Here is a 22,589-nt window from a genome sequence, read left to right as displayed (position 1 = left end):
CTGCAGATCGCCCCATGGCAGAGATCACCCCCAACCATCCCGAGTACGGCCTCAACCAGCAGATCCGCCAGGGCGTGGCCGCCCTGGACGCGCAGCATGGCCGTCCGTTCGACCAGACCAGCGAGCGTCTGACCGCCAGCCTGACCGTGCTGGCCCGCGAGCAGGGCCTGCAGCAGGTCGACCACGTGCTGGTCAGCAACGCCACGGCCAACCATCCGGCGGGACACAACATCTTCGTGGTACAGGGCGACCCGGCCAATCCGGCGCATCTGCGGGCGATGATGCCGACCGCGGTGGCGGCGCGGACGCCGGTGGAGCAGTCGATGCAGAAGCTCGGCATTGCCCCGCAGCAGCCGTCCATGGGGCAGCTGCCCGAGCAGCAGGTCCGTGAGCAGGAACAACAGCAGAACCCGGCACACCGCCTGGGCTGAGCCGCCTCCAGCGTTACCGGCGGCCCACCGCGAGAACGTCGACTCGCCGTGCGCTTGCTGCCCTAGGCCATGCGCGGCCCGGACTGCTCCTGCACCTGGCGCTGCTGCAGTTCATCCTGCGTGCGCGCCTGCCCAGACTGCGACAGCTGCTCAGCGCGCTCGAACGAGGTTTCTGCCGGTGTCTGCGCGGCCACCGCCGTTGGCATGCTGGCCCGCAACTGTGCCGGGTCGTTGCGCTCACCCTGGACGATGAAGATGCTCTGCGCCACATCGGCCTGCGCAGTGCGATCGCTCAACAGCACATGGTCAACCTGGGTCAGGCCATTGGCTTTGGCCAGCGCGTACAGGCTGGCACTGATGTTCTCGCTGGTGGCATCGAAGGCACGGCCACGCTCTGCATCGAGCCGGGCCACGCCCTGGTGGATCTGCGACAGCAGCGGGTCATTGCTATGGCGGGCCAGATGGTCACCGCTTCGTTCGCCCATGCCCTCGGCGTCGCTCAGGATGCGTTGCCGAAAACTACGCTCCGGCAGGGGGTTGGTTTTCCTTTGATTGAGCTCGCTGTCTGGAAACGGCGGATCAATGCTGTCCACACCGTGGATGTTGCGCAGCGGGCGGAATCCATCCTTGCCTGCGCCCTTGCTGTCCAAGGGAATGCGGACATCGGGAAGCAATTGGCCAATACCGCCGCCCAGCGCGTTCACGTCGATGCTTCTTTTCCGCTCGATGCCCGCGTGGTTCAGCGCTTCCCAAGTGAAGTCAACGCAGTTGTGGCGCACATCCTTGTATTGCAGATCGAAGCCGTACTTGCTTGGGTACGTGCCGAACGCCTCAAGCTTTTTGTACTGCTCCTCGCTGATTTCGAGAGTGCGGCTGTAATGGGGGTCCTTGTAGATCGTAGCATCATCATTCATGACCTTGCCTTGGCCGTTCACGCTTCCGTGTTCTATGGGTGCAAATCCATAGCTCTGAGGCGGCTGATCGGGCGCACGAAGCACATAGAACATGTGGCCTGGCCCGGAAGTCTGCGGCACCCCATCAATAACTTCCTGGCTACCGGTCTTCTTGTCTATCAACGGCGTACCGGGGGCGGCGATGATGATCTCGACGGCATAACGTGGCTTGTCCATAAGAAGAATCCTTCAATTCCCATCAGCGGTGTGACAGCGACTATTTTCCAGAGAGAGGATCGGCATGCACCCGCAGCTGGGCCGGGTAATGCTGGAGCGCGGCTGTAGGCTGAACTGTGCGCACATTCAGATGGTAGCGGGCATCCGTTTCCATCGGCAGGGTGACGATGCTCAGCCTATATCGGCTGGCGTCCATCGACACCTGTTGCGCGTAGCGCCAATCTGCCGATGCATGCCATTCGGGGAGCGGCTCCCCCAGATTGCGCGCCCTTGCCTGATAGAAATCAGAAGTTGCAAAGTCTTGCCAGGCGCCAGCGACCCAGCGCTGCAGGGACAGTTCAAAAGGAATATGGACACCGTCCATATCTTGCTCGCTGTCAGGCTCCGGTCCATGCCGCTGCACCTCAAGATCCAGCACATAGGGGCGCCCGGGATGGAAGTTGCGGGCATTCGTCTCGAACTCAAACCGCACCGCTTGCCCGGACTCGGCAAGGTTGATCGGCTTGACCAGATCCAGCGGCTCCGCCGCATCCGATACACGACTGCCACAGGCGCCGAGTGCGCCCACCAGCGTGAGGAACAAGCCGGCACGCAACCAGCGATGGATACCCAGCATGATTAAGACCATTTGGCTTCCTGCCATGAAGTTCCTACCCTGACGAGCGACCAGGGGGCGCCGCAACCAAGCGATTGATTACTTTCCAGCGGGACGGGCGGCATGGATCCGCAAACGGGCCGAATAATCCTGCAGTGCCTCTGTCCTCTGCACCGTACGTACGTCCACGCGGTAGCGGGAGTCAATTTCCACTGGCAGAGCAACCAAGCTCAGCGTGTACTGGCCGTCACTCCCCATGTGCGGCGACGTATACCGCCATTCGCTGGATGCATGCCATTCTGGAAGCGCTGCCCCCGCGTTGCGAGCCATTGCCTGGTAGCTGTCGTAGGTCGCAACGTCCTGCCAAGTATCTGCGGTCAACCGCTGCAGGGACACCTCAAAGGGGATCTGCATCGTGGCGATACTCGGCTCGCGGGTGTCCTCCGGCCCCTGGTGCTCAACTTCCAACTCGAGTGCATAGGTGCGACCCGGGTGGAAGTTTCGGGCATTCGTCTCGAACTCGAACCGCACCGCCTGGCCAGGCTCGGCAACGATGATTGGCTTGACCAGATCCAGTGGCTCCGGCGCATCCGGTACGCGGCTGCTGCAGGCGCCGAGTGCGCCCGCCAGCGTGAAGACCAGGCCGGCGCGCAGCCAGCGGTGGATACCCAGCATGATTCAGATCCTTTGGCTCCCTGCCATGAGGTTCAACCCTAGCCGCCGGCTGCTGGCGCCGCAACCGGCCAATGAAAAAGGCAGGGTCTTCACCCTGCCTTCTTCACGCGGCTCGCCGCCGGGCGTGCCCCGGCGTCACCTCATTACAGCTGAATCCGTGCCACGCTCTCGTCAGCGCCCTTGTCATCCTTCTCGCCGTTCTTGATGCTCACGAACAGCACGTTGTTCTTAGCATCCAGCGCCAGGCTGTTCGGGTGGGTCGGCACCGTGTAGGTCGCCACCTTCTGGTAGCTGTCACTGTTGTACGCGGTCACCGTACCGGCCTCGCGGTTGGTCACGTACAGGCGCTTGCGCGGTGCATCCAGCAGGATGCCCAGCGGGCCGGCGTCGGTCGGGATGCTGGCCAGTTCCTTGCCGGTGTTGCGGTCCACCACCAGCACGCGCTGGCCCGGATGCTTGCTGACCAGCCCGCTGCTCTTGGCCTGGTAGCCACGCAGGAATTCCGAGCCCTGGTCGGTCACGAACAGGCGCTTGCCGGCCGGGTCCAGCGCGATGTTCATCGGCTGCTCGGCGGCGATCCTGTGCTGCGCCACCACCTTGTTCGACTCGGTGCCCACCACCACCAGGTCGGCCAGCAGGTTGCTGGTGTAGATGCGCTTGTTGGCCGCATCCAGCGCCAGGCCCGGCGCCTTGGCATTGCCCAGGCCGTCGATGGTGTTGATCACCTTCAGCGTGGTGGTATCGATCACGAACAGCACGCTGCTCACGTCTGGCTGGCTGCTGTGGCCGGTCACGTACAGGCGGTTGGCCGCGCTGTCGACCACCAGCTCGCGCAGGTCGTGGGTGTAGGCGGCCTTGCCGTCCTTGCCGGTCTTCTTCTCCATCAACTGGATGGTGCCGACGGCCTTGTTCTGCGCGGTGTCGACCACGGTCACCGACAGGTCCACGGTGTTGCCCACGTACAGGCGGTTGTGGGCGTCATCCAGCACCACGCCGAACGCCTTGCGCTCCAGCGGGATGCGGGTTTCCACGGCGAGCGTGGCCGGGTTCAGGCGCAGCACCTGGGCCGGGCCGGCGTCATCGCCGAAGCCGCCGGACGAGGCCACGAACACGGCGTTCTGCTTCGGGCTGTAGGCCAGCTCGTACAGGCCTTTGGCCACGGCCTGGCGCTGCACAGCGGCGGTGGTGGCACTGGCGGCGGGCGCGTTGTCGGCGAATGCGGAGGGCACGCCGAGGCTGAGCGAAACGGCAACGGCCAGCGCGGCCGAGCGGAAGAGAGGAGTACGGAACATGCGAGCGTCCTTGAATGGGCACGGGAAGGTGTCCTGGCTCGCTGGGCCGTACTGCGACGGCCCGCCCCGCATCTGTCTGCGCGGGGTGGGCTGGCTGGGGTTGCGGGGGGAATGGTAGCAGGTGGGGGGCGTGGCGTGCGCCGACGCGCGTATGGCAGGCGCGCGGATTACTGCTCCTTCAACCGCAGCGAATCGGCCACATCGGTCTTGGCCGCCACCTCGGTGGCGATACTGGCGCGGCGGTGCCCCGGGTCGTTGCGGTCGCCCTGCACGATGAAGATGCTCTCCGCCGCATGGCTGCTCTTCGTCGGCCGGCTGAGCAGCACGTGGTCCACGCGCGAGAGATTGTTCTGCTTGGCCAGCACCAGCAGGCTCGCGCTGATGCGCTGGCTGGCCGCGTCGAACGGGCGACCATGCGCCGCATCCAGCTCGGCCACTTTCTGGATCAGCTGCGAGAACAGGCGGTGGTCTGGATGCGAGGGGTCCAGCAGCGTGCCGGCCACTTCAATCGGTGTCGGCGGCGGCTCATCGCTGGCGCGGTCGCCCTGGCGATGATGCTCGGCCTCGCGCTCGGGCATCGCGTGATGGGTTTCGGCATTCAGATCGCTGCCCGGGAACGGCGCGGCAATGCACTGTATTTCCGGCAGGTTGAACAGCACCGCGAACTCGCCCAGGTTGCTGCCGCCGTCCAGCGGGGCCGGCAGCGGATGCAAGCCCGCATAGTGCAGCGCCGCCCAGACGAAATCGCTGCAGCGGTTGATGGTGGCCGGGCGATCCACATCGAATTCGAACTCGGCCGGCTCCTCGGCGAAATCACGCAGGCAGCCGTAATGCTCCTCGGTGATTTCCAGGGTGCGGCTGTAATACGGGTCCAGATGCTCGTCGGCATCGTCGTGGCGCACCTGCGCGTACTGCGCACCCGTGGGGGCTTCGCCCGGCGCGTAGCGCGGCGGTGCGAAGCCGTAGCTGTGGGCCTCGTCGCCTGCTGCCACCTGCAGGTACATGTGGCCGCGCGGCGAGATACCCCCGCTCTTAAGTGGTGTGCCGGGGGCGGCCAGGTACAGCGTTGCGGTGTAGCGTGTTGCCTGCTCCATGCCTGCTCAGCCTTGTTGGGTACTGCGGTCCTGGGCGGATGATGGCATAGGTGGGATGGGGGACAGGTAGAGATGGAGGCAGTTTCGAGGCCGAGGCGCTCGAAACTGTGATCTTCCGTGCAGTCGCTGGAAGTCAGCCCATCTGCAGCGGCGCCCGGGTTTGTTCCAGGGCCGGCTCCTGCGGCGCCAACGAGGCGCGCTCCTGCTGGGCCTGCGCAATCTGCTCGACCTTGGCGAATGACTGCTCCACCGGTGTTCGCGCAGCCTCCTCCGCCGTCATCGAAGCTCGCACATGGGCAGGATCGTTGAGCTCCCCCTGCACGACGAACAGTCGCTGCGGCGAACCATCGCTTGGAGCATTGCCCAATACCACATGGTCGACATGCTCCAGCCCGCTCTCCTTGGCCGTGGCCAACAAGCCCACTGAGATCCGCTCGCTGGTCCCATCGTAGGAGCGGCCATGCGCCTCATCAATGCCCGCTATTCCCTTGCGGATGGAATCGAGCATATCGCGATCGCCCCGCGGCAGTTGCTCATCGCTGATGATTCGCTGCATCAACGTTCTCTCCGGCATTTTGTTGTAGTGCTCGCTATTCAGCGCGCTATCTGGAAAGGGCGCGCGGATGCTGCGGATGTACTCCACATTGCTGAGCGGTTTCAGGCCACCTTCGAAGCTCTTGTCCTGCATGAAGAGAAGGTTGGTTCGATGAAGGCCGGCGTGATTCAGTGCGCCCCACGTGTAGTCGATACAGCTGTTTTCCACCCCGTGATACTCAGTATTGAATCCATGCTCGCCGGGCTTTGTGCCAAATTCCACCAGCTTGTCGTACTGCCGCTGGCTGATTTCCATCGTCCGCGTGTAGTACGGGTCTTTGTACTGCTCGGCGTCATTGTTGTAGACCATTCCAGGCCCAGTCACGACGCCATGCTCGATGGGTGCAAAGCCAAAGCTCACCTCGTCCTTGCCATGTGCCACTTTGTAGTAGACGTGGCCGGCGCTGGATGTCCCTCCAGCCAGCAGCGGCGTGCCGGGAGCGGCAACGAAGATTGTGACTGTGTACTTGTCGTCCATGACGCACTCCTACTTCGACTTGTTTACGTAGGCCACCAGCAACTCGGCTTGCGTGGCCGCCAATCGATCATCAGGCTTCAGTATCTGCATACTCAGCCTGTAGTGGCCAGGCTGCAGTTCCTGAGCCCAAGCGAGGGCAAGTTGTGTGTGGTGACTGTCAGGCGCCTCCAATCCTGCTGACTGCAGAGACTGATGATCGACGTCATCCAACCACCCGCCTTCCACCCGGCCCGTGGGTCCGATGGGCTCAATACGCGCGGGCGTGCCTGCCACCGACTCCACCCTCACCAACGGAACAGGAATGCGCTTTTGCGCCTCCAGCCGCTCCAGTTTCACCTCGGCGGGTAGGCCCATACTGCGGATCTCACGGCTCGTATTCAGTGATTTCAGCCCGTCTTCTCCACCCACCCGGATTCCAAGAAACAAGGTTGGCGAGGAACTTTTCCCTGGGGGCGGTAGGGTGAACTCGACCACCATGGGTGTGGTCATTGCCACCAGCGGCAGCGGCCTGACGAAGGGCACCAGGGTCCCGTTCTCTGCCGGAGCACGCGGCCCGGGTACCGCCTCCGAGCTGGCTCGGCAGCCGCTCAGCAGGGAACCTGACAGTATCAAGGCCAGGCAGACCAACCATCTTCCTTGTCGAAACATCGCTTTTCCTCTTCCAAGGCTCATCGAAGCCGTTGAAGGCGCCTTCGCCCGTACTTATACACCCCGGCCGCAGATGATTCTGCGACGAAGTTCGCTGCGTCGCGGCTCCTGCGACTGGGAGTGATCAAAGTCGACCACGCGCAATGGTGCGCTTACCGTACACGCATAGGGGGTAGTAAATGGACCGCTACTTTGTGAACAGAACGCCGCAGGCCAATGGAGACCATGAGGTGCATAAACAGGGATGCTATTGGCTTGCTCGCGCCCAGTCCACACAGGACCTCGGCTTGCACACCAGCTGTAGGACGGCCGTGGCTGAAGCCCGGAGGTGGTACCGGCAGTCGAATGGCTGTGCCACTTGCGCTGCAGCCTGCCATACGAGTTGATCAACGGCCGAAAGCGAAGCGGATGCGGCCCCGCCAAATTTGGGCGGGGCCGCACCGTCACAGCCGCTGAGACAGGCCTAAGCCTCCCCCCGTCCCCACTGGAGGATGCCCATGACCAAGATCCACCCCACATGGCTGGAAGCCTTCGACAAGAAGCTCCTCCACCTGTTCGCCATCGACCATAGCGACGCCGGCATGGATGAGTATCTGCTGGGCTGCTACGCAGACCTCCCACCGCGTGAGGCTGCGCTGGCGTTCGGCGGCGACTACGACCTGGAGCGCGACGATGCACTGTGGCCACGGCCGGGCGCGCCTATGTAATCCGCGCAGCAATCCCGCACGCAGGCATTCAAGGCAAGCGATGCCAGGGGATGGCCGCTATGCTGGCAGCGCACCGGAATGGAAACCACGTATGCCCCGTTTGAACACCGCCCTGGCACTGAACCTCGTTCTGATGCTGCTGGGCGCCACACCTGCCATGGCCATGGCGGCAGACCCGCAGGTTTCCACCGAAGTGTTCGTAGAGCGCGGTGACAACCCCACTTTCGAGCTGCAGCAGGCGCCTGCCGTTGTGTATTCAACGGCCCCTGCCACGCCGCCCGATACCTTGCTGCAGGCTCCCATGGAGGTGCTGCTGGTTGCTCAATTGGATGAGCTGGGCCACGTTTCCAACGTGATGGTGGCGCGGTCCAGCGGACTGCGGGAGATTGATCGTGCGGCCTTTACCGCAGTGGACCAGTGGCGCTTCGAACCGGTTGTGATTGAGGGCGTCGCGCTGCACGCGCGGGTTCGGGTCCGTATGACCTTCGTGCCCACGGCCGAGGCGCCGCCCGGCTGAACCGCTGGTGCAATCTGTCGTGATTGGTCCTACGCCGTGGGCCTGGCTGTGGGCATCCTGCGCTTGGGGCCAATAGCGCCAAGCCCTTCAAGACCGTTGCGGCGCAATCGCTTGCCGGCTTAACACCGTGTGCGACAATCCCGAAAGCGTCAGGACTGGCAATCGTCAGTTCTGCAGTTTCTTGGCATTTGGCAGCTGCGCGGGTATCTCTTGGCGTGCCACCGGAAAAGGGTGGCGCGGGTTCGAAAGCCCGTTCAGTAACCATGTGTTTTACGCTTGTCAGCCGGCGTCACCTTTGCGTGGCGCCGGCTGGCAATCCGTTCGCGTTCCATGGCGGGCGGTGCGTGGGGGTCTTCGGACCCACCGGCTTGGTTACTGTCCGGCTTTCGAACCACGCATCGTCCGCCGCCTTTATCTGGTGGCGCTGCTATCTGTCCTGTACGGAGCATTGCCATGAACACATCGGACTTCCGTTCCCTGCACGCGCAGTACGATCCGGACAACACCGAACCCGACCGCGAACGGTCCATCGATCCCAACGCCTTCGTCGCCACGTTGCATCGCATCGGCACTGGTGCGGCTGCGGACGGCCAGCCTTGGCCGGAGCGGCATCAACTGCCTGGGCGTTGTCTTCAGCTGGCGGATGCGGATTGCGCGTTGGCAGGGCTGCGCGTGGTGGCGGAGCTGATGCTGGCTGCGGAGCGCACTCGGCAGAATGGTGCGCCCGAGGAGTACCTGGGGGATCGGGTTATGGAAGGATTGAAGATGGCGTGTGTGGCGTTGACTGCGCAGGTGGCTGAGCGGTTGCACGTGCGGGAATAGCCCAGTTGGATCTGGCCATGTGTCACGTGGCTGCTGGTCATCCACGTGCTATCGGCTGACGTCGGATGGAAGTCACCCTTGCGGGTTCCACAAGGCATCCCCGATTCGGAGATGCCTACCTCTGGTGATTATTTCCTACTTACGCAGCAGTACGGCCCGATGGTAATTCAGGTACGAGACCTGCGCCGCCGAGAACGGAACGCTCGGAATCTTCTGCACCACATCCCACCTCAAGCGCACTGCCTCCGGCAACTGCTTGCTCAGAATTAGCCGACCGTCATCTTCAAACGAGATGTATCCACGGTCGAATAGCCGATCGATATGGGGCGCCAACATCAGCCCATTGCTTCCATCAAGGCGCTCAGAGTTGGTGCTCTTCGCCCAGGGCTTAATGTGGCTAGCGATGAGAAACTTGGGCTCACTCGTGCCGGTAACGCGGCAGACCTTTTCGATGTCGCTCACGTTCTTACGGTAGATTCCCTGTCCCACTCTGGCATTGATCAGCTGGGTCTTCACCGTCTCCCCAATATTTTTGTCTTCCTTGATCTCCTTGACTCGCACCTCCTCTTGCCAAGCGCTCAGGTCATCAACGTCAACGTTGAGCAGCGACAAAAGCTCAGTAGCCATTTCCGGCGGCACTGGGAACAGGTAGGCCTGGTTAGCCTTGCCATCCGGTTTCAGCGGCGAGTACTTCATCGGAAGACGCGGCCGAATCTTCGCAATATGCTCGCTCACCTTTAGCGGCGATTCCATCAGGTGATAGTCCACCGGAACGGCCCAGCCGTCCCTGCGCCACTCGTTGTCCGTCTTTTTGAAATCATCAGGGCGATCTTTTGCATAGTGCGCCCCATTGACGATCGCGACAGCCTTGATTTGAGCATTGGCAAAAGCAAAAACCACATCACCTGGACGCACCTGGGTCATGTGCTCATAGAAGGGATTTGTCTTCCCTTCCACATTGGTCTTCGGCGACCACAAGTAGCCAGCCTTAACCGCCCGATCAAACGTCTGCTTCTGGTTCACCCACCAGTACGCCATCCCTGCTTCCCCCGTCACATCCAATTGATGCGGCCTATTGGCCTTCGAGACGGGATAGTACCCTCTTATGTCGCAATCAGCACGCTTTCATCGAATACAGCGAGATGCAGGGAATGCGCTGGCAGCTCTCCTTCTCCTTGATGGCGCGAGATGCCCACAACTACATCCGCGTTCCACTTTCGTTTGCGCAGTTCATATCGTTCTCGCGGCTCTTGAGGCTCACGAATAGCATGCTGCTCTTCTCACGCACGAGTTGCGGCGCGACATGTGAAGATCGATCTGCACAACCGAAACTGCGTGCTCGGCTCTGTCCATCCCTCTTGTAGCACTGGAATTGAATGGATCGGGGACATCTCGCTGCCGGCGGTGCAGAAGCAGCGCTTCGGCCGATTCTGCTAGTTGGCGTTCCGATGTCCACATGTCCTTCCTCACAGGTTTTAGGAAAGGGTCTCCAGGACGTACTTAGAATCATTGACACAACCGGAAATAAGAGTTAAATCAGCAAGACATCAGCAGCGCTTTCGTGCCATTTCATTCAGGGGGATGACATTTGGCGAACACTACTGAACGTAAGGAAAAGCTCTCAATTTATTTAGTTAAGGATGGTCACTACAGCCCGGACGAATGCGTAAAGCTGGAACTGGTTGGGCGAAAGTACGTCTTCAACATCCCAGGTATTGAGGCGTTTCTCTATGTAAAAAGGGAGGCGCCAGCGCATCCACCTCTTTGGACACGTATATTTACGGAGCATCCTGATGGTCCAACGGTGGAATTCGGGAAAAGTAGCAACGTTGGCGCCGCTCTCTACGCCAACTTGGATGGGAAAAAATTCCTTATCTCTTTTGGCTCAGGATTTCACCTAATTAATGGGGAGCTCACTGAGAGAGATTTCGGATTGCGCGTAACACTGAACGCAGTTGACCCGGAAAAACTCAGAAGCCTCGACAAAGCCAGCTATGACGACAATCCGCTCAATTCTAGGACACAAAGCTCCCTTGAGGTAGATATATTCGATCTTCAAGCGAACACTGAATCCGATTTGGTTTATGCAGTTACTGGAGCCTGCAAAGTCCCACTACTCGGCACACATATCACAGGCCGAGACGCTCTTACGCTAATGGTCGAAACGGACCTTAATGGAATCCCGAGAATACTTTCCAAGACGATCGAGCTATTTAACTCACCCCTACCGAGCGCCTACGCGTGGATAGATAACATCGCAAAGGTACGAGACCCGGACACAATTAGAATTCTTGACCTTCTTCTTGATGACGAAATATCAAAAGTAGGAGGCACCAATGTCTGGCTTGGGGAGCCAGAAATTGTCAATTGGGAATCAAACGCTGGGTACTCCTTTGACATGTACCAAAGCACACCACGCCATCAAACCTTATGCATTTCCGATCTTCGCGATTATCTAGACTCAAAGTCAGTGAAATTCAGCCTTGATGCGCTGAAGAACATTACCGTTCATATCAATGATGCCAACTATCGGTCAACTCAAAGCTGGCCGGCCTACAGATGCATCCACGCAGAAATAGTGGATGGAAACGACAGATTCATAATTAGGAATGGGTCATGGTTCAAGATAGAAGCGGACTTCATTGCCGAGATAGACAGACGGCTATCTAACGCAAAAATATCCCGGACCTTCCTGCCACCATACTCGTACGCCAACGAGGGCGAATACAACTCGCAAGTTGCCAAGAGCACTACAAACATCCACCTGATGGATAAGAATAATGTAAAAACAGGCGGCCCATACGACAAAATTGAGTTTTGCGACCTAATTGTTGGAAGTAGTAATTTTGTGCATGTCAAGGACTACAGATCATCCGCGACACTTAGCCATCTTTTTTCGCAAGGCGCAGTGGCCGCAGAGATATTCCTGAAAGACGAAGATTTCCGCAGAAGACTGAATGCAAAACTGCCAAGCCATATCGCACTGACGGATACAGCCAGACGTCCTGATCCAAGCAATTACACCATCACGTATGCAATAGCCACGTCCAAGGCGCTGCCCATCGAACTACCCTTCTTTTCCAAGGTCACTCTAAAGAACTCCATTTCTCACCTCGAAGCACTAGGATTCAACGTTGAGTTAACGAGCATTCCGTTAGATCCAACCCTGAGCAAAATAAAGAAATATAGACCAAAGGCTGTCAGAAAGAAGAAGTGAAATACTCTGTTGGTAAGGCGCTTACTTAACTTCCATAAAAAAGGGGCGACCTAATGGCCACCCCTTTTGTACCAGCAGTGCAGCTCAATCAAACCCCGACAGGGTTAGCCTTCTCCGGATCAATCTTGTACTGCTTGATCGCCCGGGCCACATCCTTCGCGGTCATCTTCCCTTCCTTCGCCAGCGCCGCAATCGCGGCATGGGCGATGTAGTAGCGATCCACCTCAAAGAACCGGCGCAGGTTCGCACGCGTATCCGAACGACCAAACCCATCGGTACCCAGCACCGTGTAGCTCATCGGCACGAACGCACGGATCTGGTCCGCATACGCACGCACGTAGTCGGTGGCGGCAATCGCCGGGCCCTGACGGCCTTCCAGCAGCTCGGTCACGTAGGCCTTGCGCTGCTCACCTTCCGGATGCAGGCGGTTGGCACGTTCCACGTCGAAACCATCGCGACGCAGTTCGTTGAAGCTCGGGCAGCTCCAGATGTCGGCGGTCACGCCGAAGTCCTTGTCCAGCAGCTCGGCCGCGGCAATGGCTTCGCGCAGGATGGTGCCCGAACCCAGCAGCTGCACACGCAGCTCGCCCTTCTTCGGCTTGCCGGCGTCGGTCAGCAGGTACATGCCCTTGACGATGCCTTCGGCCGCACCTTCCGGCATTTCCGGGTGGGTGTAGTTCTCGTTCATCAGGGTGACGTAGTAGTACTCGTCAATCTGATCTTCCATCATCGCCTTGGTGCCGTGCTGCAGGATCACCGTCACTTCGAAGCCGAAGGTCGGGTCGTAGCTGCGCACGTTGGGGATGCCACCGGCCACCAGATGGCTGAAGCCATCTTCGTGCTGCAGGCCTTCACCGTTCAGCGTGGTGCGGCCGGCGGTGCCACCCAGCAGGAAGCCGCGGGTACGCATGTCCGCTGCCTGCCAGGCGATGTCGCCCACGCGCTGGAAGCCGAACATCGAGTAGTAGATGTAGAACGGCAGCATCGGCACGTTGCTGACCGAGTAGCTGGTGCCGGCGGCCATCCACGAGCTGATCGCACCCGGCTCGCTGATGCCCTGCTGCAGCACCTGGCCGCTCTGGTCTTCGCGGTAGAACATCAGCTGGTCGGCGTCGACCGGCTTGTACTTCTGGCCGAACGGCGCGTAGATGCCGATCTGGCGGAACAGGCCTTCCATGCCGAAGGTACGGGCTTCGTCGGCCACGATCGGCACGATGTGCGGGCCCAGTTCCTTGTCACGCAGGGTGATGTTCAGGCTCTGCACGAAGGCCATGGTGGTGGAGTAGCTGCGCTCGCCGCTGCTCTTCAGCAGGCGTTCGTACGCTTCCAGCTTCGGCGCCACAAAGGTCTTGTCGGCCTTGCGGCGGCGCTGCGGCAGGTAACCGCCCAGTGCGGCACGGCGTTCCTGCAGGTACTGCACTTCCGGCGAATCCGGGCCCGGGTGGTAGAACGGCACCTGACCGTCGGCCAGCTGCGCGTCGGTCACCGGAATGTTGAAGCGGTCGCGGAAGTGGCGCACCGCGTCGTCGTCCAGCTTCTTGGTCTGGTGGGTCGGGTTCAGCGCTTCACCGGCGCTGCCCATGCCGTAACCCTTCACGGTCTTGGCCAGGATGACGGTCGGCATGCCCTTGGTGTTCACGGCCTGGTGGTAGGCGGCGTACACCTTGTGCGGGTCGTGGCCACCACGGTTCAGGCGCCAGATGTCGTCATCGCTCAGGCCGGCGACCATCGCAGCGGTTTCCGGGTACTTGCCGAAGAAATGCTCGCGGGTATACGCGCCGCCGAAGGCCTTGCAGTTCTGGTATTCGCCGTCGACGGTTTCCATCATCAGCTTCTTCAGGACGCCGTCGCTGTCCTTGGCCAGCAGGGCATCCCAGTAGCCGCCCCACAGCAGCTTGATCACGTTCCAGCCGCCGCCACGGAACACGCCTTCCAGTTCCTGGATGATCTTGCCGTTGCCGCGCACCGGACCGTCCAGGCGCTGCAGGTTGCAGTTCACCACGAAGATCAGGTTGTCCAGGCCTTCACGGCCGGCCAAGGCGATGGCACCCAGGGTTTCCGGCTCGTCGCTCTCGCCGTCGCCGATGAAGCACCACACCTTGCGGTCGGACTTCTCGATCAGGCCACGGTTTTCCAGGTAGCGCATGAACTGCGCCTGGTAGATGGCGGCCAGCGGGCCCAGGCCCATCGACACGGTCGGGGTCTGCCAGTAGTCCGGCATCAGCCACGGGTGCGGGTACGAGGACAGGCCACCGCCATCCACTTCCATGCGGAACTTGTCCAGCTGCTCTTCGCTGATGCGGCCTTCCAGGAAGGAACGCGCGTAGATGCCTGGGGCGCTGTGGCCCTGGATGAACAGCAGGTCGCCCGGGTGGTTTTCGCTCGGGGCGCGCCAGAAGTGGTTGAAGCCCACGTCGTACAGGGTGGCGCCGGAGGCGAACGAGGCGATGTGGCCGCCCAGGTCACCCGGCTTGCGGTTGGCGCGCACCACGGTGGCCATCGCGTTCCAGCGGATGATCGAACGGATGCGCCATTCCAGCTCGGCATTGCCCGGGCTCTTGGCCTCGAGCTGCGGCTCGATGGTGTTGACGTACTCGGTGGTGGGAGAGAACGGCAGGTAGGCGCCCGAACGACGGGTCAGTTCCACCATGCCTTCCAGCAGCTGATGCGCGCGCTCGGAGCCCTCGACATCAATAACGGCCTTCAACGACTCGATCCACTCCTGGGTTTCCACAGGATTCGGGTCGTTGTTCAGCACCTCGTTCAACCAGTTCATTAGCGCTCCCATGACCGCACGCACGCGCGCGACTGTTGTATAGATTTCTAGACCGCAAAGTGTAGCGCACCAAGGGCTTTCGTCACTTGGCTACGCAGGCGTATGGATGCAACCGGCCAGTGTCCGCAAGGGGCTTGCAAGCGCCCTTGACGGCCCTGCAGCGGGCCTTGGCGGCTGCGCGGGCTGTCGCTTGCGGGGCCGCTGCGCCCATGTGCAGGACGCAGTGTTACTGCTGCCGATGACGGTTGTGGGGCAACTCCTGGGCCGCAGCGGGCGCGTTCCGGACTCCGGCACTGAACCGGCGACAACGTGTCGCACCTGCCTCTGGATTGCCGCTGGCCGTGGGCCCAAGGTGGCCCGTGAGTGATGGGCCCGGTGGCCCTGCTCCCTTCCACAGCATCGCCGGGGCGCCTCGCAAGGGGCGCCCCTTTTGCTGTGGGAGGGGCTGGCCGTGGCCCAAATTGCACCTGCATGTGGCCGGATCGGGTGTTGTCGCTTTCGACATATCGATATATCGTTTGCACACTCGTTTACCGATATATCGAAATGAGCCGAAGCCCCTCTCCCAGAGCCCGTTCCACCGATTCGGCGGTACCCCGTCGCAATGGCCAGCCACGTGTGCTGAGCCGCGGCGACCTGCGCCTGCTGGTGCTGGCCCTGATCGGCGAGCAGCCGCGCCATGGCTATGAGCTGATGCAGCTGATCAGCAACCAGTTCATGCACGCCTACACGCCCAGCGCCGGCACCATGTACCCGCTGCTGGCCAGCTTCGAGCAGGCCGGCTGGATCGAGGCCGAGGAAGTGGACGGCAAGCGGATCTTCCGCATCACCGCCGCCGGCGAGTTCGAGCTGAAGGTGCAGCGCACCCAGGTGCGGCTGGCGCAGCGACGTGCCTTCGACCGCGCCCGCGAGATCACCAAGGCCTCGCTGCCGCCGCCGCTGGCCTGCGCCCTGCGCGAGTTCAAGCGGGCACTGGTGCACCACCACGGCCGCTGGGCCGAGGGCGAGGCGGACGAAGTGGCGGCGCTGCTGACGCGGGCGTCTGCCCTGCTCAACGGTACCGCCGGTAGCGAGGCATCACCGCTTTCAACGACCCAGCCAGACTGATTCCAGCCAGGTCCTCCCCCATGCCGCGCGCCCCCGCGCGACACCTTTACAGGTATCCCCCATGACCGAACACAACAACACGCGCCTGCGCCTGGATGTGCGCTTCCGTGAACTGACCGTGCTGCGCACCGAAGAAGTCACCCCGCACATGCGCCGCGTGGTGCTGGGAGGCGACGCGCTGGCCGGTTTCGATTCGCCCGGCGCCGACGACCACATCAAGCTGTTCTTCCCCAACGCTGCGGGCGAGATGGTGCTGCCGGTGCTGACCGCCGAAGGCCGCAGCTACCCGGACGGCAAGGAGCCCTCGCCCGCCCGCGACTACACCCCGCGCTGGTGGGACCACGAGACCGGCGAGCTGGCCATCGACTTCGTGCTGCACGACCAGGGCATTGCCGGGCCGTGGGCCGAACGCGCGCAGTCGGGCGACACGCTGGTGATCGGCGGCCCGCGCGGTTCGTTCGTGGTGGCCGACACCTACGACGCCTATGTGCTGATCGGCGATGAAACCGCGCTGCCGGCCATCGCCCGCTGGCTGGACGTGCTGCCGGAGGATGCCGAAGTGCAGGCCTTCATCGAAGTGAGCGATGAAGCCGAGCGCCAGGACCTGCCGCAGTACGAGAACGTGCGCATCCACTGGCTGGAACGCAACGGCTTCCCGGCGGCGACCAGCACCCTGCTGGAAGACATGCTGACCGACTTCGAGGCGCCGGAAGGTGATGTCTTCTACTGGATCGCCACCGAATCGCGTCGCGCGCGGATGATGCGCAAGTTCATCGAAGGCCACCTGGGCGTACCGCGCGACTGGATTCGCTCGACCGGCTACTGGAAGGCGCACCCGGACGAAACCGACGGCGATTGACCGGGCAGCCGGTGGGTGCGGACCCTGCTTGGTGGGTGCGGACCGTTGGTCCGCACGCCTTTGACGCACCTTCCTGGGTGGGTGCGGACCGTTGGTCCGCACGCCCTTGACCATGTAGAGCCGAGCCCATGCTCGGCTGCTCTTCGTTCCGCGATCGGCGAACCCTCGCGCTACGCGCGATGAGCCGAGCGTGGGCTCGGCTCTACAGGTATTCCGCCGCCCGGTTCAACGCATCAGCCGCCAAGCAATGCGACAATCGCGCTCCTTTCCTGCAGCAACGAGGCCCACATGGCCAAACTGACCCTGGCCAGCGTGGATGCGCTGCGTACCCGATTCACCGATGACGCCGCCTGCGATGCGGCGCTGGCCGCTTTCGCCGACACCGTTGCCCTGCGCACGCCGCTGCGCGAACTGGTGGAAGCACAGCACCGCTACCTGCAGGCCGAGTTCGAGGTGGCGCAGGTGGCCGATGTGCTGCGCCGCGACCAGAAGTACGCACCGGTGGGCCGCCCGTCGGTGCACATCGTGCAGCTGCGCAAGCAGCAGGCCGCGACCAAGCAGGCGGCGTTGATCGCACGCCAGGTAGTGGCGCAGGCAGCGCAGACGTTCGTGCGCGCGAGCGGGTTGACGGTGAAGGCCAAGCAGAGCCCGAGCGAAGCGTCGGCCGCGTGGCTGGGTACGCTGCGCTGAGAAATCCTGCTTCGGCGAGATTGTGCGGACCAACGGTCCGCACCCACCGAATCCAGGTCCGCAGCCGGCCAGCGGCCGGCTCTACCAGAACCCAAAAAAGAAGGCCCGCTTTTCAGCGGGCCTTCTGCTTTCTCACGACGAGTGAGTTGGATGCATCAAGCCGCCGGCTTTTCGCCGGTGGCTTCGGTGGTGATGCGGATCTTCACTTCATCGCTGACGTTCGGGGCATACGCGCCGACGCCGAAATCGCTGCGCTTCAGGGTGGTGGTGGCATCGAAGCCGGCCGCCGGAACCTTGGCCATCGGGTGCTCGCCGCCGCCGTTGACGGTGACGTCCAGGGTGACCGGCTTGGTGATGCCCTTGATGGTCAGGTCGCCGGTGACGGTCAGCTTGTTGGTGCCGGCCGCTTCCACCTTGGTGCTCTTGAAGGTGGCATCGGCGAACTTGGCAGCGTCGAAGAAGTCGGCGCTCTTCAGGTGCTCGTCGAACTTGGCGGTGAAGCTGTTCAGGCCGCTCAGCGGCAGCTTCACTTCCACGGTGGACTTGGTCACGTCTTCGGCGTTGTACACCAGGGTGCCTTCGACGTTGCCGAAGTGCGCGCTCGGGTTGGAGAAGCCGAAGTGGCTCCACTGGGCCAGCACGTCGGTGTGGGTCGGGTCCAGCTTGTAGGTGCCCGAGGCGATCTTGATCGCTTCGGCGGCCGGCGCAGCGGCGGCGGCATCGGCAGCCGGGGTGGCGGCCTGCTCGGTGGTGGCCGGGGCGGCGGCATCGGCGGCCGGGGCAGCGGTGTCGGCCGGCTTGGAGCAGGCGGCGATGGCCAGGGTCAGGGCCAGCGGCAGCAGCAGTTTACGGGTGGCGCTCATCTCAGGAACTCTCCGGATCGTAGGGTGGGTACACGGTGCAGCAAGAGCCCGCCGCGGGACGGCGGGCCCGAAACCGATACAACGACTTACGCGATGCGCGCCGCTTCGTCGAACGACAGGCGCGGCAGACGCGGGAACAAGCCCGCCGAGTCACCGTAACCCAGGTTGACCAGGAAATTCGACTTGATGGAGGTGCCGGCGAAGAAGGCTTCGTCCACCTTGGCCGGGTCGAAGCCCGACATCGGGCCGGCATCCAGGCCCAGCGCGCGTGCGGCCAGGATCAGGTAGGCGCCCTGCAGGCTGCCGTTGCGGATGGCGGCTTCGTGGCGGCCTTCCTGCGGGCCATCGAACCAGGCCTTGGCATCGGTGTGCGGGAACAGGTACGGCAGCTTCTCGTGGAAGTCCAGGTCGAAGCCGATGATGACGGTGACCGGGGCGGCCATGGTCTTGGCCAGGTTGCCTTCGGACAGGGCCGGGGCCAGCTTGTCCTTGGCTTCCTTCGAGGTGACGAAGACGAAGCGGGCCGGCGTGGTGTTGGCGGCGGTCGGGCCCCACTTCACCAGGTCGTACAGTTCCTTCAACAGGCTCTCAGGAACCGGCTTGTCGAGAAAGGCGTTCTGGGTACGGGCAGTACGGAACAGCTGATCGAGGGCAGCAGCGTCGAGCGCGTGGGACATCGGTGGATCTCCAGGGCGGCGAAAGGAAGTCAGTGCCCGCGGGCGGCGCGGGGCGAATCGACGAGCCGCAGTGTAGAGTGTCGCGACTGTTGCAACACCCAGCAGGGCTGAAACGAATTAATGCCAATGGTGAAACGATCGAGCGCGCCTTGGACGGTCACGGACGGCCGCGCAGGCAATGTCCGCCAGGCGGTTGCGCTGGCCTCGGCGCTGCGCCAGGGCACCCATCGGCCGCTGGTCCTGCAGCCCCGCGCGCCCTGGCGCTGGCTGTCGCCGCGTCGCCTGCCCGGCGATGTGAATGGCTACGGCGAGGCCTTCGCGACGCTGGCTGCCGATGCCCCGGCGCTGGCGATCGGTTGTGGCCGCCAGGCCGCTGGCGCCCTGCGCGTGCTGCGCGCCCGTGGCAGCCAGGTGGTGCAGATCCTCGACCCGCGCATCAACGCTCGCCATTGGGATGTGGTGGTGGTGCCCGAACACGACGCCCTGCGCGGCAGCAACGTGCTGACCCTGCTCGGCAGCCTCAACCCGGTGGACGATGACTGGCTGGCCTGGGGCCGCGCCGCGTTCGCCGGCTTCAGCACCCTGCCCGGCCCGCGCACCGCGCTGCTGGTGGGTGGACCGACGCCGCTGGCGCCGTGGGATGAAACGTCGATGGTCGGTGTGTTCCGCGCGCTGGCCGACCAGATCCACAGCGAGGGCGGCAGCCTGCTGGCCACCACCTCGCGACGCACGCCGCCCGCCTTGGCCGAGATCCTGCGCGCGACCTTCGCGGACCTGCCGCACGTGATCTGGGGCGACGGCGGCGACGGCACCAATCCCTATGGCGGCCTGCTCGGCTGGGCCAACCGCGTGGTGGTGTCGCCCGATTCGGTGAACCTGCTGTCTGAAGCCTGCGCCACGCGCATGCCGGTGATGGTGGCGCTGGCCGATACCGCGCAGGGTCGGCTTGCGCGCTTCCAGCAGCAGCTGCGCGAGCGCGGGCGGTTGCAGGCGCACTGGCTGGACTGGCAGTACGACCGCATCGAGCCGCTGCGCGAGACCGCTCGGGTAGCGGCAGAAGTGAAGCAGCGCCTGGCATTGGGGTAGTGCCGGCCGCTGGCCGGCAATCCTGGGCGCCCGGCATCACGGTGGTGCCGGGTGCGCAGCGATTTCTGAACATTTCGATCCGCCCGCACCGTTAGAGTCCAGCTTCCCCCATCACGCTGAACGTCTTCATGCGCACCCTGCTCCTGCTGCCCCTGGCCCTGCTCGCTGCCTGCTCCACCACACCCACCGAACTGGACCCGATTTCCTACCAGTGCCAGCAGCAGCTGGACGCGTATCGCGAACAGCCGGCCTTGCGCGATCCGAAGACTGGCGAGCGCCCGCCGCTGCCGATCGCGCCGATCAGCGATGCCTGCGACAGGGAACTCAAGCGCAAGGGCGTGGACCGCCCGCTGCGCTGAGCGGCGTATGATCGGCGCGCGGGCCTGCCCGCCGTTGAAGGTATCGACATGGATCGTTTCTCCCGCCTGCCCCGCGCCGCCCTGCTGATCGCCAGCCTGCTGGCGACCGCACCGGCATGGGCCAACAGCACCGAGTGCCGCGAACGCTACCCCAGCGTCGCCTCGCAGGCGGCGATGCTGGACGTGGCCTGGACCACCGCCGAGCGCCTGGATGCGCTGCCCGATGTGGACGTGGTGGTCGCCGCACGTGGCGGCCAGGATCTGAGCCGCTACGGCCTGCGACACAGCCATCTGGCCTTCCTTTTGCGCGAGGACGATGGCCGCTGGCGCGCGATGCACCTGCTCAACCGCTGCAAGACCGACAGCTCGCAGCTGTACCACGAAGGGCTGGGCAACTTCGTCGGCGAGAGCGGCGGCCATACCGACCTGCGCATCGGCGTGCCGGCGGCGCCGCTGCGTGCCGCGTTGAAGGCGATGCTGGTGTCGCCCTCGATCCAGCCCAAGGCGCTGCACGAAACCAGGTACAACGTGGTCGCCTACCCGTTCGCCACCGACTACCAGAACTCCAACCAGTGGGTGCTGGAAGTGCTGGCGGCGGCGATGGCGCAGGCCGAAGGCGCGCCGGCCATCGTCAAGCGCGAACAGGCCCAGCAGTGGCTGCGCCAGCAGAAGTACCAGCCCAGCGTGCTGCATATCGGCCTCGGCAAGCGCGTGGGTGCGCGCCTGTTCGTGGCCAACGCCACCACCACCGACCATCCGGCCGGCGAACGCATCTCCGGCAACTATTCGGTGGTGACGGTGGAATCGGTATTCGACTTCCTGCACCAGCGCAGCCAACTGCAGCAGGAACTGGTGATCCCCCACGTGCCGGTGGCTGGAGCCACCGCTGCCTCGCCCTGAATCCTGCAAGGAGAACGAGATGCGCGCATTGCCTGTTTCCCTGATGTCGATGGTGATGGTTGCCGGTCTGCTCGGCGCGAACACTGCCCATGCAGAGCGCCGCATCGTGATCATCCATGACCCGGGTCCGCAGGGGCCAAGCCTGGAGATGTCCTCGCAGATGGTGAACTCGGCCCGTGCGGCGGCGGCGAAGGAAGCCCAGGATGCCGCCGATGCTGGCCAGCCGCTGGCCCGCCCGCAGCAGATCAAGCTGCCGCAGATGCAGGTGAGCGCCATCGCCACCACCGTCGACGGCCGCCGCGAAGTGTTGCTGCGTGATGCCAACGACCCGCAGAACACCGCGTCGATGCAGTACCCGCGCGGCATCGGCGATCCTGCCGTGCAGTTCACCGTGGGCCAGACCGTGAACTTCGAGCCGACCGGCAACGATCAGGGCTGGCAGCTGAAGGACAACCAGGGCCGTCCGCTGGAATACCTGCCCGAGGCCACCGGCCCGCGCGACATCTTCGATACCCGGCGCTGAGCCGCCGTCCCCACCCTGACCAGGAGGTCTCCATGTTCCGTTGCCTGCGCGTTCCCGCCACTGCCCTGCTGCTTTCGGCGCTGGTGGTGCCCACCGTCCATGCCGGCGCCGCGCCACAGTTGAACAGCGGCCAGACCAGCGTGCTGGTCACGTCGCTGATCGTGCTGTCGATTCCGTTGGCCACGTCGATGGGATTGGCCGAACTGTCCAAGGCCCCGTTCAAGGCCAGCGAGCGCAACGGCAAGGTCGCCGCACGCACACCGGCGGTTCCGCTGCCGCCGATGGAGGTGAAGCAGGTCGCCACCACGCCAGCCGGTGATCGCCAGGTGCACCTGCAGGTACCCGGCAAGGCCGACCAGACCGCAACGCTGCAATGGCCGGCGGCTGCAGGCGATGACCCGGTCGCCGGCTTCGTCGTTGGCCAGCAGGTGCGCTTCGACCCGACCGACGCCGGCGCCGGCTGGACCGTGAAGAGCGCGCAGGGCCAGGCGCTGGCCTATGTGCCGACCGCCTACGCCGCCGGCGACGTGATGAGCGAGGTGCTGTAAA

The 22,589-nt window shown here is 63.3% G+C and carries 24 protein-coding genes; 13 read left to right on the top strand and 11 right to left on the bottom strand.

From position 1 onward, the window contains the following. The first annotated feature begins 14 nt into the window (after nt 1–14). Nucleotides 15–431, top strand: coding sequence for an XVIPCD domain-containing protein (locus M1L61_RS02085; protein ID WP_171953762.1), 417 nt, complete (start codon nt 15–17; stop codon nt 429–431). Between the two features lie 62 nt (nt 432–493). Here the strand turns inward: M1L61_RS02085 and M1L61_RS02080 are convergent, their stop codons facing one another. The 7 genes from M1L61_RS02080 to M1L61_RS02050 form a co-directional block, all read right to left on the bottom strand. Then, nucleotides 494–1,561: an XVIPCD domain-containing protein gene (locus tag M1L61_RS02080; protein WP_100447528.1), complete on the bottom strand. Its 1,068-nt coding sequence runs from the start codon at nt 1,559–1,561 to the stop codon at nt 494–496. A gap of 40 nt (nt 1,562–1,601) precedes the next feature. Then, the gene (locus M1L61_RS02075) at nt 1,602–2,177 is read right to left on the bottom strand and encodes a hypothetical protein (RefSeq protein WP_100448524.1); all 576 of its coding nucleotides are present in this window, start codon (nt 2,175–2,177) and stop codon (nt 1,602–1,604) included. Between the two features lie 78 nt (nt 2,178–2,255). Beyond that, nucleotides 2,256–2,831 carry a hypothetical protein gene (locus M1L61_RS02070; RefSeq protein ID WP_100447526.1) on the bottom strand — a complete coding sequence of 192 codons (576 nt, stop codon included), beginning with the start codon at nt 2,829–2,831 and terminating at the stop codon, nt 2,256–2,258. A 143-nt stretch (nt 2,832–2,974) separates the two neighbouring features. Next, nucleotides 2,975–4,123 (bottom strand): YncE family protein, encoded by a 1,149-nt coding sequence (locus M1L61_RS02065; RefSeq protein ID WP_248854248.1) that lies wholly within the window; start codon nt 4,121–4,123, stop codon nt 2,975–2,977. A 167-nt stretch (nt 4,124–4,290) separates the two neighbouring features. Then, nucleotides 4,291–5,217, bottom strand: a complete 927-nt coding sequence (locus M1L61_RS02060) for an XVIPCD domain-containing protein (RefSeq protein WP_248854247.1) — start codon at nt 5,215–5,217, stop codon at nt 4,291–4,293. A gap of 133 nt (nt 5,218–5,350) precedes the next feature. After that, nucleotides 5,351–6,289: an XVIPCD domain-containing protein gene (locus M1L61_RS02055; RefSeq protein ID WP_049453048.1), complete on the bottom strand. Its 939-nt coding sequence runs from the start codon at nt 6,287–6,289 to the stop codon at nt 5,351–5,353. Nucleotides 6,290–6,298: 9 nt separating this feature from the next. After that, on the bottom strand, nt 6,299–6,766 hold the full coding sequence (locus M1L61_RS02050) for a hypothetical protein (RefSeq protein WP_239502352.1): 468 nt from the start codon (nt 6,764–6,766) through the stop codon (nt 6,299–6,301). Between the two features lie 668 nt (nt 6,767–7,434). Between M1L61_RS02050 and M1L61_RS02045 the strand changes: the two genes are divergently transcribed. The 3 genes from M1L61_RS02045 (at nt 7,435) to M1L61_RS02035 (ending at nt 8,983) form a co-directional block, all read left to right on the top strand. Beyond that, complete coding sequence (locus M1L61_RS02045) at nt 7,435–7,644, top strand: hypothetical protein (RefSeq protein ID WP_191850543.1); 210 nt, start codon at nt 7,435–7,437, stop codon at nt 7,642–7,644. Nucleotides 7,645–7,735: 91 nt separating this feature from the next. Beyond that, nucleotides 7,736–8,161 carry a TonB family protein gene (locus M1L61_RS02040; RefSeq protein ID WP_191850541.1) on the top strand — a complete coding sequence of 142 codons (426 nt, stop codon included), beginning with the start codon at nt 7,736–7,738 and terminating at the stop codon, nt 8,159–8,161. Nucleotides 8,162–8,614: 453 nt separating this feature from the next. Beyond that, nucleotides 8,615–8,983: a hypothetical protein gene (locus M1L61_RS02035; RefSeq protein WP_057499938.1), complete on the top strand. Its 369-nt coding sequence runs from the start codon at nt 8,615–8,617 to the stop codon at nt 8,981–8,983. Nucleotides 8,984–9,118: 135 nt separating this feature from the next. On the opposite strand, the gene M1L61_RS02030 is transcribed toward M1L61_RS02035, so the two are convergent. Continuing rightward, a complete protein-coding gene (locus M1L61_RS02030) occupies nt 9,119–10,006 on the bottom strand; it encodes an HNH endonuclease (RefSeq protein WP_191850539.1) in 888 nt (295 codons plus the stop codon). Nucleotides 10,007–10,571: 565 nt separating this feature from the next. On the opposite strand from M1L61_RS02030, the gene M1L61_RS02025 reads away from it, so the two are divergent. After that, nucleotides 10,572–12,200, top strand: coding sequence for a TIGR04141 family sporadically distributed protein (locus tag M1L61_RS02025; RefSeq protein WP_248854246.1), 1,629 nt, complete (start codon nt 10,572–10,574; stop codon nt 12,198–12,200). An 88-nt stretch (nt 12,201–12,288) separates the two neighbouring features. On the opposite strand, the gene aceE is transcribed toward M1L61_RS02025, so the two are convergent. Beyond that, nucleotides 12,289–14,976, bottom strand: a complete 2,688-nt coding sequence (gene aceE, locus M1L61_RS02020) for a pyruvate dehydrogenase (acetyl-transferring), homodimeric type (RefSeq protein ID WP_248854245.1) — start codon at nt 14,974–14,976, stop codon at nt 12,289–12,291. A 546-nt stretch (nt 14,977–15,522) separates the two neighbouring features. Here aceE and M1L61_RS02015 point away from each other — a divergent pair. The 3 genes from M1L61_RS02015 to M1L61_RS02005 all read left to right on the top strand — a co-directional run bounded on the left by M1L61_RS02015 (nt 15,523) and on the right by M1L61_RS02005 (nt 17,632). Next, the gene (locus M1L61_RS02015) at nt 15,523–16,083 is read left to right on the top strand and encodes a PadR family transcriptional regulator (protein WP_248854244.1); all 561 of its coding nucleotides are present in this window, start codon (nt 15,523–15,525) and stop codon (nt 16,081–16,083) included. Nucleotides 16,084–16,144: 61 nt separating this feature from the next. Next, nucleotides 16,145–16,942 carry a siderophore-interacting protein gene (locus M1L61_RS02010; protein ID WP_248854243.1) on the top strand — a complete coding sequence of 266 codons (798 nt, stop codon included), beginning with the start codon at nt 16,145–16,147 and terminating at the stop codon, nt 16,940–16,942. 288 nt (nt 16,943–17,230) lie between these two features. Next, nucleotides 17,231–17,632, top strand: coding sequence for a hypothetical protein (locus tag M1L61_RS02005; RefSeq protein WP_248854242.1), 402 nt, complete (start codon nt 17,231–17,233; stop codon nt 17,630–17,632). Between the two features lie 155 nt (nt 17,633–17,787). Here M1L61_RS02005 and M1L61_RS02000 read toward each other — a convergent pair whose 3' ends face one another. Together M1L61_RS02000 and M1L61_RS01995 are read right to left on the bottom strand one after the other, a co-directional pair. Then, nucleotides 17,788–18,495 carry a YceI family protein gene (locus M1L61_RS02000; RefSeq protein WP_005407837.1) on the bottom strand — a complete coding sequence of 236 codons (708 nt, stop codon included), beginning with the start codon at nt 18,493–18,495 and terminating at the stop codon, nt 17,788–17,790. A gap of 86 nt (nt 18,496–18,581) precedes the next feature. Continuing rightward, the gene (locus tag M1L61_RS01995) at nt 18,582–19,172 is read right to left on the bottom strand and encodes a malonic semialdehyde reductase (protein WP_010484192.1); all 591 of its coding nucleotides are present in this window, start codon (nt 19,170–19,172) and stop codon (nt 18,582–18,584) included. A 126-nt stretch (nt 19,173–19,298) separates the two neighbouring features. Between M1L61_RS01995 and M1L61_RS01990 the strand changes: the two genes are divergently transcribed. From M1L61_RS01990 to M1L61_RS01970, 5 genes are all read left to right on the top strand, one after another. Further along, a complete protein-coding gene (locus M1L61_RS01990) occupies nt 19,299–20,258 on the top strand; it encodes a mitochondrial fission ELM1 family protein (protein ID WP_010484193.1) in 960 nt (319 codons plus the stop codon). Nucleotides 20,259–20,386: 128 nt separating this feature from the next. Further along, nucleotides 20,387–20,617, top strand: coding sequence for a hypothetical protein (locus M1L61_RS01985; RefSeq protein ID WP_046984459.1), 231 nt, complete (start codon nt 20,387–20,389; stop codon nt 20,615–20,617). A gap of 48 nt (nt 20,618–20,665) precedes the next feature. Next, on the top strand, nt 20,666–21,517 hold the full coding sequence (locus M1L61_RS01980; RefSeq protein WP_049454475.1) for a DUF2145 domain-containing protein: 852 nt from the start codon (nt 20,666–20,668) through the stop codon (nt 21,515–21,517). Between the two features lie 19 nt (nt 21,518–21,536). Further along, on the top strand, nt 21,537–22,040 hold the full coding sequence (locus M1L61_RS01975) for a hypothetical protein (protein WP_049454478.1): 504 nt from the start codon (nt 21,537–21,539) through the stop codon (nt 22,038–22,040). Nucleotides 22,041–22,072: 32 nt separating this feature from the next. Continuing rightward, nucleotides 22,073–22,588, top strand: a complete 516-nt coding sequence (locus M1L61_RS01970; protein WP_049412249.1) for a hypothetical protein — start codon at nt 22,073–22,075, stop codon at nt 22,586–22,588. Nucleotide 22,589 lies beyond the last annotated feature (1 nt).

The sequence above is a fragment of the Stenotrophomonas sp. NY11291 genome (genome assembly GCF_023277365.1).
Lineage (GTDB): Bacteria > Pseudomonadota > Gammaproteobacteria > Xanthomonadales > Xanthomonadaceae > Stenotrophomonas > Stenotrophomonas geniculata.
This window is presented reverse-complemented; position numbering and strand designations above follow the sequence as displayed.

Excerpts from the sequence above, each read along its gene's own strand:
- M1L61_RS01995 (WP_010484192.1), bottom strand. The coding sequence starts at position 19,172 with ATGTCCCACGCGCTCGACGCTGCTGCCCTCGATCAGCTGTTCCGTACT.
- M1L61_RS02060 (WP_248854247.1), bottom strand. The coding sequence starts at position 5,217 with ATGGAGCAGGCAACACGCTACACCGCAACGCTGTACCTGGCCGCCCCC.
- M1L61_RS01980 (WP_049454475.1), top strand. The coding sequence starts at position 20,666 with ATGGATCGTTTCTCCCGCCTGCCCCGCGCCGCCCTGCTGATCGCCAGC.
- M1L61_RS02055 (WP_049453048.1), bottom strand. The coding sequence starts at position 6,289 with ATGGACGACAAGTACACAGTCACAATCTTCGTTGCCGCTCCCGGCACG.
- M1L61_RS01985 (WP_046984459.1), top strand. The coding sequence starts at position 20,387 with ATGCGCACCCTGCTCCTGCTGCCCCTGGCCCTGCTCGCTGCCTGCTCC.
- M1L61_RS02075 (WP_100448524.1), bottom strand. The coding sequence starts at position 2,177 with ATGCTGGGTATCCATCGCTGGTTGCGTGCCGGCTTGTTCCTCACGCTG.
- M1L61_RS02070 (WP_100447526.1), bottom strand. The coding sequence starts at position 2,831 with ATGCTGGGTATCCACCGCTGGCTGCGCGCCGGCCTGGTCTTCACGCTG.
- M1L61_RS02015 (WP_248854244.1), top strand. The coding sequence starts at position 15,523 with ATGAGCCGAAGCCCCTCTCCCAGAGCCCGTTCCACCGATTCGGCGGTA.
- M1L61_RS01990 (WP_010484193.1), top strand. The coding sequence starts at position 19,299 with ATGGTGAAACGATCGAGCGCGCCTTGGACGGTCACGGACGGCCGCGCA.
- M1L61_RS02085 (WP_171953762.1), top strand. The coding sequence starts at position 15 with ATGGCAGAGATCACCCCCAACCATCCCGAGTACGGCCTCAACCAGCAG.
- M1L61_RS02065 (WP_248854248.1), bottom strand. The coding sequence starts at position 4,123 with ATGTTCCGTACTCCTCTCTTCCGCTCGGCCGCGCTGGCCGTTGCCGTT.
- M1L61_RS01970 (WP_049412249.1), top strand. The coding sequence starts at position 22,073 with ATGTTCCGTTGCCTGCGCGTTCCCGCCACTGCCCTGCTGCTTTCGGCG.
- M1L61_RS02005 (WP_248854242.1), top strand. The coding sequence starts at position 17,231 with ATGGCCAAACTGACCCTGGCCAGCGTGGATGCGCTGCGTACCCGATTC.
- M1L61_RS02045 (WP_191850543.1), top strand. The coding sequence starts at position 7,435 with ATGACCAAGATCCACCCCACATGGCTGGAAGCCTTCGACAAGAAGCTC.
- M1L61_RS02010 (WP_248854243.1), top strand. The coding sequence starts at position 16,145 with ATGACCGAACACAACAACACGCGCCTGCGCCTGGATGTGCGCTTCCGT.
- aceE (WP_248854245.1), bottom strand. The coding sequence starts at position 14,976 with ATGAACTGGTTGAACGAGGTGCTGAACAACGACCCGAATCCTGTGGAA.
- M1L61_RS02000 (WP_005407837.1), bottom strand. The coding sequence starts at position 18,495 with ATGAGCGCCACCCGTAAACTGCTGCTGCCGCTGGCCCTGACCCTGGCC.
- M1L61_RS02080 (WP_100447528.1), bottom strand. The coding sequence starts at position 1,561 with ATGGACAAGCCACGTTATGCCGTCGAGATCATCATCGCCGCCCCCGGT.
- M1L61_RS02040 (WP_191850541.1), top strand. The coding sequence starts at position 7,736 with ATGCCCCGTTTGAACACCGCCCTGGCACTGAACCTCGTTCTGATGCTG.
- M1L61_RS01975 (WP_049454478.1), top strand. The coding sequence starts at position 21,537 with ATGCGCGCATTGCCTGTTTCCCTGATGTCGATGGTGATGGTTGCCGGT.
- M1L61_RS02050 (WP_239502352.1), bottom strand. The coding sequence starts at position 6,766 with ATGGTGGTCGAGTTCACCCTACCGCCCCCAGGGAAAAGTTCCTCGCCA.
- M1L61_RS02035 (WP_057499938.1), top strand. The coding sequence starts at position 8,615 with ATGAACACATCGGACTTCCGTTCCCTGCACGCGCAGTACGATCCGGAC.